The sequence below is a fragment of the Acidimicrobiia bacterium genome, from assembly GCA_016650365.1.
In the GTDB taxonomy this organism is placed as follows: domain Bacteria; phylum Actinomycetota; class Acidimicrobiia; order Spongiisociales; family JAENVV01; genus JAENVV01.
The window spans coordinates 1-2,354 of sequence record JAENVV010000223.1 but is presented as its reverse complement, the minus strand read 5'-3'; the positions used below and the strand labels follow the sequence as shown (position 1 = coordinate 2,354).

Here is a 2,354-nt window from a genome sequence, read left to right as displayed (position 1 = left end):
TCGCGTTCCATCGGACCGGCATACATGGCGCCAACGTATTCGCCCGGCATGGTTGACAGAGGGAACTCGACCCCCCGGTCCATCGACTGAACCATGATGTCCTTGTGCGAGTCGTCTACAAAAACGGACCCATCGGTACCGATGAATTCGATCCAGGTATTGGCGGCGTTCTTGTAACCGGGCGGGAGGTTCATACCCGCCCCGACCGTCACGACCACTCCATCGTCCATGGTGATCATGATCATCTGCGTGTCCGGTAGCCCGAGCGCTTCTTCCCGCACCCCGAAGGCCACCTGGGAATAGACCCGAACCGGTTGACGGGGTTCAAGGCACCAGAGGGCAAAATCGATATCGTGCGTGGCCTCCATGGCAGCCGGAGACAGCTTGATCCGATTCCCGATCTTGGCACCGAGGGAGCGACTGATGTGGCGGCTGACGAGCACACTGACTGGATCACCGACACTTCCATCGGCAACACTGCGCTTGATGAGCGACTGTTTGTTGTTGAACCGCTGTGAGTAGCCAATGGTGAATTTGAGGTTGTTCGCCTCGGCGATGGCAATCAGCTCGTCAGCTTCGGCAAGCGAGATCGCGATCGGCTTTTCCAGCAACACGTGCTGTCCGGCTTCCAGGCACGCCTTGGCCATCGGGTAATGCAATGTCTCGGGGGTGGCCGAAATCATCACGGCCTCCACGAGGGGGTTGGCCACTATGTCCTCCCACTGAGCCGTGGCAGTGTTCGGGTTGATGAGCGTTCGCATTTCGGCAAGACGCTGCGGGTTGGTTTCAGCAATGTGCAGCTCACCGACCAGGGCGCTATTTGCACAGGCGACCGCTCGAATGCCTCCGCACCATCCGGTGCCAATTACGCCTACGTTCAGTTGTCTCATTAGGGTCCCTTTCAGTGAAGCAGTTCTTGGGGATCGACCGGCAGCTGTACTACCTGGCCGGTCCGGGCCGAGTAGTCCATCGCCATTGTGAGCATGAGGTTGGAGTGACCTTCCGCCGCGGTGGCGTGGGGGGTTTTTGTGCCACTGGCAATCCGGTGGAACCAGGTCATGGTCTCTTCGCGCATCGGCCCCCACAACAGCCCATCCGACACGTCACCCGGTGGGTAACTACCGATGAAGTCGACGTGCCGATTCGGCGGAGCCTTGAAGCCCCGGCTGGCATATCCGGCCGGCTGACCGGTATTGGAAGCAATGATGACGTCTCGGTGGGTGTCTTCGATGTCGATGACCCCTTCCGTTCCCACGATGCCGATCTCCAGGCCATACACGGCGCCTGGCCATACCTCGGGGAGCGCCCAGCTGATGTTCATACTGAAAATGGTGCCGTCATCCATGGTGAAGATACCCATGGTGGCATCCTTGGTTCCCCACTCGCCCAGCACCTTGTCGGTCGACACGGCATAAACCGACACCGGCGTCTTGCCTTCCATCAGCCACATACACATATCGAGGCTATGAGTTCCCGAGACAACCATCGGAGTGAGATTGGTGCGGTCGTCGGCCTTCGACAAGGTGGCTTGCACAACCATCCGGTTCATGAACGCCCTCGTTACGACGGTGGTGACCTCACCAATCTGGCCGTCGCGCAGTCGCTGCTTGACCGTGAGGAACCGACGACGGAAACGTTGGGTATATCCCACGACCGCATCGACATGGTTCTCGGTGATCGCCCGAAGCACGTTGGCCGATTCGACCGGATCGGTAGCGAGCGGTTTTTCGATAAACATCGGATATCCGTAGGCCACCGCCTGCATGATTGGATCGACATGCATTCGTTCATCGGTCGCGACGATGACCGCGGTCACCTCGGGTCGCGCCAACAGTTCAGCGATGTCCGTCGTGAAGAAATCAGCTCCAGCATCCTGCTCAAGTTTGCGACCCGTTTCTTCGTGGACGTCACATAGGCCAATCCAGGTCACCCCGGGGTGCTCGGCGGCGAGCAGCGTACGGATCCGACCTACTGTTCCACAGCCGATAACGGCCAACCCGATCCCGTCGCTCATGCAAACCCGAGCAATCGGGCAGCATTCCCGCCACTGATGAGATCGATCTGGTCCTGGCTGAGTCCGTCGACTCGCCCGATCAAGCCGAGCGGATCGTCCTCGCCCATGTCATAGGGGTAGTCGGTACCCAACAGGATGTGATCGGCCCCGTACTTGTCGACGAGGAACTTAACCTGTTCGGGTTCGAAAACCATCGTGTCGAAATAGAACTTCTTGAGATAGTCTCCCGGCGTCCTCGGCAGACCCTCTCTGACGTCTTCGCGAGCCCGATAGGCGTGGTCGATTCGACCGAAGTAGGCCGGCAGATACCCGCCTCCATGAACCACCACGATCTTCAGAT

Annotated in this window: 3 protein-coding genes; all 3 read right to left on the bottom strand. The window is 59.1% G+C overall.

Translation table 11 applies throughout. The features are described 5' to 3' along the window. The coding region (locus JJE47_13280; protein MBK5268399.1) for a Gfo/Idh/MocA family oxidoreductase at positions 1–890 on the bottom strand (890 nt) is incomplete at its 3' end. 11 nt (positions 891–901) lie between these two features. Beyond that, positions 902–2,014, bottom strand: coding sequence for a Gfo/Idh/MocA family oxidoreductase (locus tag JJE47_13275; protein ID MBK5268398.1), 1,113 nt, complete (start codon positions 2,012–2,014; stop codon positions 902–904). Next, a partial coding sequence (locus JJE47_13270) for an amidohydrolase family protein (GenBank protein MBK5268397.1) occupies positions 2,011–2,354 on the bottom strand: 344 nt, incomplete at its 5' end. The genes JJE47_13275 and JJE47_13270, both read right to left, overlap by 4 nt.